The sequence below is a fragment of the Azonexus hydrophilus genome, from assembly GCF_905120355.1.
GTDB lineage: Bacteria > Pseudomonadota > Gammaproteobacteria > Burkholderiales > Rhodocyclaceae > Azonexus.
Genome location: NZ_CAJHOB010000028.1, coordinates 1 through 7,961 on the forward strand (window position 1 = coordinate 1; position 7,961 = coordinate 7,961).

Consider the following 7,961-nt stretch of genomic DNA (forward strand, 5'->3'; position numbering starts at 1 on the left):
ACGCTGCTGCCTGACTCCGATTAACTCGGAAAGACGGTAGTGGTCGGACGGTTACAGACTTTCTGTCTGATGCTGAATTTCATTACGTGCCAACGACAGTTGGCGCGTTCTTACCGCGAGGAAAATCGAAAGGAAAATGATGACAGCGCCCAAACTACTCGCGGCCAAAATGAACGATTTGAATTCATTCCACACATCTTCTTTAGTAACGGTCGGACCTTTGCCAAAAGGTGGAAGCCTCAATTGACGCAATGCCTCTTCGACCAGCGCGTAGTCACCGGGGACTGAAAAACCATAAATTCCACTGGCACGGGCAACGGCGTCATCATGTTTTATCTGGAATAGTGCTCCGGCAACTTTCGCTGCAACATCAGGCGGAACATGTTTCAGTGCAACGAACGGCCAGTTGGGATATAGGTCCGTTGAGGCTTTCAAACTAAATCCAGAGTGGCTTCTTTCTCCCAGTACTCTAAATTTTGCTATATCGACTTTCCCGGTAGTCGCTAATTCCTCAAGGTATCCCGACCGAATAAAAGCAGCCTCAACCATTCCATCATCAAGCGCCTGGAGACCAAGGTCCTGCCGACCATTCGAAGAAATAAGTTGAGCATCCCTTGGCAGAAACACCCCCGCTTTGGCGAGTGCATGTGCCGGCGCCAAGTAGGCTCCCATGAACTGAGTACCGGGAATGGAAATTCTTTTTCCTTTTAGGTCGGTGAGTTCCTTGATTTCCTTCTCATCCGCTCGTACAGCAATCACCCCCGCTAAGTCTGCTATTGGGCGATTTCCATCGAGTTCAATGAGCGTGGCAAGTGCGCCTGTTAAGGCACGCTCTGTCCGATGAGTAATGTAGTTACGTGGGTTCGTTAGCAGAAAATCAACTTGGCGGGCATCGAGTGCCACGTCAAGCTCGGTTTCGTCCATGATAGACACACGAACTTCTCGACCATTCAGCGCACCGCTCAGGTACGTCGCTAATGGCTGCCATTTCGCCAGTTGTTCTTCTTTCGGCCGCCACTGATAGACAGCCAAAGTTAGCGGTGATTTATCTTCCTTCGTGAAGCCCAATCCAATGCTGGATATAAAAATCAAAACACACAAGAAAACAGAACGCAAAAATCGCAAAATAACCCCACAATGCTATCAGTCGTCATTTCGGATGATACCCTTGGTCCAGGTCACTATGGCGAAAACATCGGTATGCGCGATTTCTAAAGCAAGGAACTACACTCATTCGTCAGCCAGACGGACAACAGCCGTTATAGCCTAGGTGTTGCGCGACAAGAGTTGGGGGGAGAGTCCGCTTCAATCAACTACCTGACGTTGGACCGTTGCAGCGACGAATGGCAGCAACGGTTCGCCAACACTCGGTGACCAAAGGCTGGTTTGGGGTTTGGGGTGCAGTGGAACGGAAAACCGTGTTAGGTATTTGTCATTGATTCTTGAGTAATGCCGTCCGCCGTTCCCGCAAACTCGGAATTAGTGGCCCTCGATTCCTACGGCTGCACTGCCTATTCTTCGTCCGCCGGATCTCGTAGAGGGCGCAATTCGCCGTTGGCGACAGCATCAGGCACCGAGAACGAATACCGCCCCAGCATGTTGATGTGCTCATGCAGCAGCGGCGACAACCGCGCTACGTCTTCGTCCTTTACCGTGTAGCCGTCAGCGCGCAGTTGGTCCAAGGCTGCCTCCATGTAAATGGAGTTCCACAAGACGATCATGTTCAGCACCAAGCCGAGCGCACCCAGCTGGTCTTCCTGCCCTTCGCGGTAATGCTGGCGCAACTCGCCGCGCTTGCCATGAAATACGGCTCGCGCAACGCTGTGGCGCCCTTCGCCCCGGTTGAGCTGCGTCAACGTACCTCGGCGCTTGGCTTCGTCATCGATGTAGGTCAGCGTGTGTAGCGTCTTGTCGATTCGACCGAATTCCGCGATGGCCTGCGCCAGTCGGGTTGGCCGGTCACCGACCTGGAGCGTGCGCATGATGCCGGTGGCCGGCACCAGACCGAGCTTGAGCGAGCCAACCAGACGCAGCATGTCGTCCCAGTGCGGTACGATTTTTTTCAAGCTCAGGTTGTGCGCCGAAATGGTGTTGAGCAGGCCGTAGTTAGCCTGCGGGTCGATGCGCCAGAAGCGCGTGCCACCGACGTCCGCCAGTCGCGGGCTGAAGCGATAGCCGAGCAGGCGGAACAGGCCGAACACCACGTCGCTGTAAGCACCGGTATCAGTCATGATCTGGGTCGGCTGAAGATCCGTCTGTTGTTCGAGCACCACGGCCAGCAGGATCAGGCTGTCGCGCAAGGTACCCGGTACGGTGATGTCGTTCAGGCCAGAGAACTGGTCTGAGATCAGGTTGTACCAGGTGACGCCGCGGCCGATGCCAAAGTATTTGGGATTCGGGCCGGCATGCACCGTTCGCACCGGCACCACGAAACGGATACCGTCGGCCGATGCCACCTCCCCGCCGCCCCACAGGTTGGCCAACGCCAGGCGACTTTGAGCCGCCACCAGTATCGCGTTGGCGGCCGTCAGCGTATCGTCGCGCACATAATTTTGGTCAACCCAGGACAAGCGGTCGCGCTTGAGCGCCGGGATGTCGCCGCGAATCAGCGGCTCCGGCCCGGTATTGCAGGCTTCGGCCATCAGCACCGCGCACAAGCTGATAGGGAGATCGGTGGCGCGGGCCGTGCGCTCCGAGAGGTGGGTGAAGGCGTCGGTAAAGCCGGTTCGCGCAGCCACCTCCAGGATCAGTTCCGGCAAATCCACGCGCGGCAGCATGCCGGCGACCCTCTCCCGCAATGCGATCAGCGAAGCCGGTTCATCCAGCTTGTCCAACGGACTGAGTACCAACTCTTGTTTGTCGCCAACCTGATCGAAACGCACCGCCGGGTTGTCGGGCAACCGAGCGGCTACGGCGCGATAGGTACGATCAAGCTCGTTGGCCAAGGCGCTCAACGTCGGCTCGGGTTGAGCCGACAGTCCCAACGTCCGGCAGATGATCGGTCGGGTGGCCTCCCATTCCATGCCATCAAGCAGGCCAGCACGCGGATCGGCATAGCGCCAACTGGGCGACACGAAGACATCGCGCCGGCGTAAGGCGATGTGCAATTCATTGAGCACGCAGAAGGTATAGGCATGGAAATCGACGTTGCCATCCTCGCGCAGAACATGCCGCTGCCACGGCTTTCTGATCACCTCGCGCGGCGCGTCGTTACCCGGTTTCTTGCGGGCGATGTTGCTCCGCAGCCAATCAAAGGCAGCAACGACCGGCTGACCTGCAACGTTCGTACCGAAGCGAATGTGCTCGACCAAGGCCGGCAGGAAACACCGCACCGTCTTGTACTTGGCGTCCAGTTCTTGGTAATACACGTCGTCGGCCGGTCGGATCAGCGCATTGACGCCTTCGAGCGCCAACGTGAGCGCGTTGCGCGGGATCTTCTCGAACAATCGGGTGCGCAGATCGCCATCCGGCAAACTGGTGTCCAACAACATCTGGCACGCGCTGGCCAGCGTTGCCGCCGCCTGATCCAGATCCTTGAGCGTGCGCAGGCGCGACTTCTTGTCCGCCTTGATGGCGTCGCCAAACAGTTCGCGCAGGAGCACCTCCAGCACTTCCAGCCCATCGTCCTGTGCGCTGGCTTCCAGGCAATGCACGAAGGCAACCAGCGTCGCCAGGCGGCGTGGATTCGGCAGGCGCAGGATGGCACTGACCTTGGCGGCCCCTGCAAACCGGGCCAAGGCCGCCACCCGGGTCGCCGGAATACGGGCTGCTGCGGGCAGCCTGATACCCAGTTCGCGCACCGAGCGCAGTCGCATGAGCGCGACGACCAAGGATCGGCTGCTCACCATGACCGGCCCTTTGCGCAACTGATCCAGTGGCGAACTCCGGCTGCCGACCGGAACGAGCAGCAGGCTTTCCAGCCGCACCTGCTGTTCGCTGCTGATGCCACGGCCGAGCGCGTGCCACAGACGCTCCTCCACCCGGCTGCGCAGGCGGGCGATATAGCGTTCGAGTGTGCTACTGCCGGGTAGCAGCACCTTGTGCGTGACCAACCAGGTCACGGCCCGCTCGAACAGCACGGTCGGTCGGTCGGTGCCGGTCCAGCAAAGCGCGTAGAGCCAGCGGGTTAGGTGGAAGCCGATCTGGCGCTCGGTGATTTCGACATAGCCATAGTGGGTTTGGATTTCAGTCGCGTGCTGCCAGCGCTGCTCGCACGTACTGTAGGCCTTTGCATCATCAAACGTCTTGATGCGCAGTTGCTTGGCCAGCGTATGCAGTACCGGCGCCGGCACGGCCAGCGGGTCTTCCAGGAAGGTGCCGAGATAACGCAACGTGCCGAGCTGCACGGCGAAGCCAAGCCGGTTGTGTGCGCCGCGCTTCTGCGCGATCAATGCGTGGTCACTATCGTCCAGGTGGAAGTAACGGGCGAGGTCGTCGGGCGACGGCGCTCCGGTGTATCGGCCATAGCTTTCGCGCTGTTCGTTGGAGAGAAAGCTGACCGGCATGAGTGCTCCTGTAGAAGGGCCACAACCCTGTTACGGCTTGCCTTGGTGCATGGCCCAAATTCGCTTGACCTGGCTGGTGCTGCATCCAGCCAACTCGGCAGTTTTCTGGATCGTGTGGCCAGCTCGCCGCAGGGCCACAATGCGCTGGTGGGTGGGGCCATCTGGCTTCCTCCCCGTATATTTTCCGGAAGCCTTGGCAAGTTGCACGCCTTGGCGCTGCCGCTCGCGACGGGTCTCGTAATCGTCGCGTGCCATTTGCAGGGCCAGCTTGAGCAGGAGTTCCTGAACCGACTCCAGCACGATCTTGGCCACGCCATCAGCTTCGGCGGCGAAGTCGGAGAGATCAACCAAACCCGGCACAGCCAGCCTGGCGCCTTTGGCCCGGATCGAGCCGACCAATTGCTCGGCCTCGGCCAAGGGGAGTCGGCTGATGCGGTCGATCTTCTCGGCGACCACCACCTCGCCCGGTTGCAGGTCGGCGATCATCCGCAGCAATTCGGGCCGGTCGGCGCGGGCACCCGACGCCTTCTCACGGTAGACGCCGGCGATGTAATAGCCGGCCGCCCGTGTGCTGAGCTCAATCTCCGCCTGTCGAGTGAGATCCTGCTCTTCGGTACTGACGCGAAGGTAAATACGGGCGATGTTCATGGATGCTGGCCAGAATGGGTATACGGAACTTGGCTAACTATAGACGGTATGGCCAATAAAGCGAAACACAATGTAAATTGTCCACCGCCAATTTGGCCATTCATATTGGCCAGATCAACGCCAGAGTAGCGTCGGCCATTGACTTCAGTGTTGCACCAAGTGATACAATGAGCCATGAGAGTTTTCAAGACACGGGTATTTGATCGTTGGGCTGGGAAAGCTGGCGTCACCGACACCGCTTTGTTGAAGGCCGTTTCAGATATTGAACGCGGGCTGATCGATGCGGATCTGGGTAGCAACCTGTTCAAGCAAAGGGTGGCGCTACCTGGACGAGGCAAAAGCGGTAGCACGCGCACTTTGCTGGCCACACGGTTCGCTGGCACGTTGTACTTTCTTTTCGGGTTTGAGAAAAAAGATCGCGACAGCATCACCCAGCGCGAGCTGGGGATTTACCAGACCCTCGCGAGCACATTGGTCGTGCTCAGTAACGATCAGATTGAAACCGCGTTGAAAGCCAACGAATTGATGGAGGTGCAGCATGAGCCGAATGATTAACGAAGCCCTGGAAACGATGCGTGGTTTGCATGACATCGGTGCAGTGAACAAGCAAACATTGCGTGATTTTGAAACACAATGCCTGCCACCGCCGGCCTACACGGCAGAAATGATCCGGCGCTTGCGGGAGAGCCTGCACATCAGTCAGGCCGTCTTTGCTGCCTACCTCAACGCCAGTATCTCTACCGTTCAGAAGTGGGAAAACGGAGATAAAAAACCCAGTGGGGCTGCGGCACGATTGCTTTCAGTGATTGAACGCAAGGGGCTGGAAGTGCTGGTTTGAACAAGCTGCCTGTAGCGGGAGACGCTGCAACTGATCAAATTTTGGCGAAGTCATTCATCATTTCGCTATGATCGGCAGAGATCGGCCAACAAGAGTCATTCAGGATTTTTCTCCATTGCGGCCATTTGCTTTTTCGCTCGCTCTGAAACGGTCATTGAGCCGTGGGTGCTCAGATTTTCAGCTTGGACGGTCGGTATGCAGCGAGAGCGGTCACTGGCGGGGCGAAAATGGCGGTGGGCCGAGCGGCAGCGTACTGAGTGCTCCTGCCGTTCCAGCAGGCTCAATTTGATTCAGGTGGCGGACCGTAGCCGGCCAGTAACTGCCATTCGACCAGTAATAAGAGCGGCCGATTGAACGGCCGCTTCACTTTTGAATTCGGCTGGACAAGTTCACACCAGTGAATCGATCCTCGATCCACTGTTTCCAAGAAATGTACTAAGCATTCAGATCTATCCCGAATTTTTCACAAAAATGGGCAAATCTCGCTTAACTCATTGATATAATTGAGGTTACGCCAATAACGCTTCGTAAGAAGCTTAACCGAGACTGCCCATGAGTGATTGTATCCCGACCCAGCTCCGTTTTCCTGCCATGGCAGGTTTTACCGTCCGCGCGGACTTCGAAGGCGGCAGCGTCTCCAGCGATTTCGGGGCACTCTTGATGCACGGGGTGGATCGGCAAACCGGATTGATCCAGCGTCTGGCGGCGAGCATCCGGGATCAGCGGCATCCGTCCTACATTGATCACAGCCTGAACGATCTGCTCCGCCAGCGGATTTTTCAGACGGCCTGCGGCTATGTGGATGGCAACGATGCCAACAGCCTGCGCCATGACCCGGCATTCAAACTCGCCGTCGAGCGCGCCCCGCTGGACGACAACAATGCGCTGGCATCAGGTCCGACGTTCTCGCGGCTGGAGAACAGCCTGTCGCGCCGCGACATCTACCGCATGGCCCGGGCTTTTGTCGATGCCTTCATTGCCAGCTACGCGAGTGCGCCGTCGCTCATCGTGCTGGACATGGACCATTCCGAAGACCGAACTCACGGCGCGCAGCAACTTTCCCTTTACAACCACTATTACCAAAGCTACTGCTACTTGCCCTTGTTTCTGTTCGAAGGACTCTCCGGCAAGCTCATCACGGCGGTGCTGCGCCCTGGCAAACGCCCGACCGGCCGGGAGAATGCGGCCATCATCGGCCGCGTCGTGCGTCAGCTGCGTCAAGCCTGGCCCGAGACACACCTCATCCTGCGCGGCGACGGGCATTTCTCCAATCCCGAACTCATGGCCCTGTGCGAAAAGGATGCGCGGATGGATTTCGTCTTTGGCCTGGCCGGAAATAAAGCCCTGAGCCCCAAGGCCGAACCGCTGCTCGCCGAGGCGCGCGCCCTGCATGAGCGACACTGTGCTGATGCGCGCACGTTGAAACAGCCTGCCCCCGCTGCGACGCGACTGTATGACGACGTAGATTACCAGGCCGGCTCTTGGTCCCGCGCCTGGCGTGTCGTGGTCAAAGCAGAAGTCATGAGCCTGGGGGACAATCCGCGCTTTGTCGTGACCTCACTGACCGATCCGACCCCCGAGGCTATCTACCGAGATATGTACTGCCCACGCGGCCAGGACGAGAACTTCATCAAGGCCATCAAGAACGACCTGGGCAGCGACCGCACTTCCGATCACAGCTTCCTGGCCAATCATCTGCGCCTGTTCTACGCCTGCGCGGCATACCAGCTGATTCACAGCTTGCGTGAAAACACCCTGTGCCATACCGAACTGGCCAAGGCGCAGCCCATGACCATCATTCTCAAACTGTTCAAGCTGGCGGTTCGGGTGGTGCAATACAAAGACCGAATCAAGCTTCACTTGCCCAGCACCTGCCCCGTCAAGGGCTTGTTGCAGCGGGTCACCGAACTGCTCTTTGAGGTAGGCTGAAAAAAGTGGAGTCCAACGTTTCGTAAAATGATCGAAAACGG

At 58.0% G+C, this 7,961-nt stretch carries 6 protein-coding genes; 3 read left to right on the top strand and 3 right to left on the bottom strand.

From position 1 onward, the window contains the following. Positions 1 to 51: 51 nt before the first annotated feature. The 3 genes from JYJ39_RS13610 to JYJ39_RS13620 all read right to left on the bottom strand — a co-directional run bounded on the left by JYJ39_RS13610 (position 52) and on the right by JYJ39_RS13620 (position 5,153). A complete protein-coding gene (locus tag JYJ39_RS13610) occupies positions 52 to 1,068 on the bottom strand; it encodes a phosphate/phosphite/phosphonate ABC transporter substrate-binding protein (protein ID WP_205205134.1) in 1,017 nt (338 codons plus the stop codon). A gap of 443 nt (positions 1,069 to 1,511) precedes the next feature. Next, positions 1,512 to 4,505 carry a Tn3 family transposase gene (locus tag JYJ39_RS13615; RefSeq protein ID WP_205205136.1) on the bottom strand — a complete coding sequence of 998 codons (2,994 nt, stop codon included), beginning with the start codon at positions 4,503 to 4,505 and terminating at the stop codon, positions 1,512 to 1,514. A gap of 30 nt (positions 4,506 to 4,535) precedes the next feature. Beyond that, positions 4,536 to 5,153 (bottom strand): recombinase family protein, encoded by a 618-nt coding sequence (locus JYJ39_RS13620; protein ID WP_148581784.1) that lies wholly within the window; start codon positions 5,151 to 5,153, stop codon positions 4,536 to 4,538. Between the two features lie 174 nt (positions 5,154 to 5,327). On the opposite strand from JYJ39_RS13620, the gene JYJ39_RS13625 reads away from it, so the two are divergent. The 3 genes from JYJ39_RS13625 to JYJ39_RS13635 all read left to right on the top strand — a co-directional run bounded on the left by JYJ39_RS13625 (position 5,328) and on the right by JYJ39_RS13635 (position 7,920). Beyond that, entirely contained in the window at positions 5,328 to 5,708 is a 381-nt protein-coding gene (locus JYJ39_RS13625; RefSeq protein WP_205205139.1) for a type II toxin-antitoxin system RelE/ParE family toxin, read from the top strand. Then, positions 5,692 to 5,991, top strand: coding sequence for a helix-turn-helix domain-containing protein (locus JYJ39_RS13630; protein ID WP_014237542.1), 300 nt, complete (start codon positions 5,692 to 5,694; stop codon positions 5,989 to 5,991). The genes JYJ39_RS13625 and JYJ39_RS13630 overlap by 17 nt, the downstream gene beginning before the upstream one ends. 552 nt (positions 5,992 to 6,543) lie before the next feature. Further along, a complete protein-coding gene (locus JYJ39_RS13635; RefSeq protein WP_205205141.1) occupies positions 6,544 to 7,920 on the top strand; it encodes an IS1380 family transposase in 1,377 nt (458 codons plus the stop codon). The last annotated feature ends 41 nt before the right edge of the window (positions 7,921 to 7,961 follow it).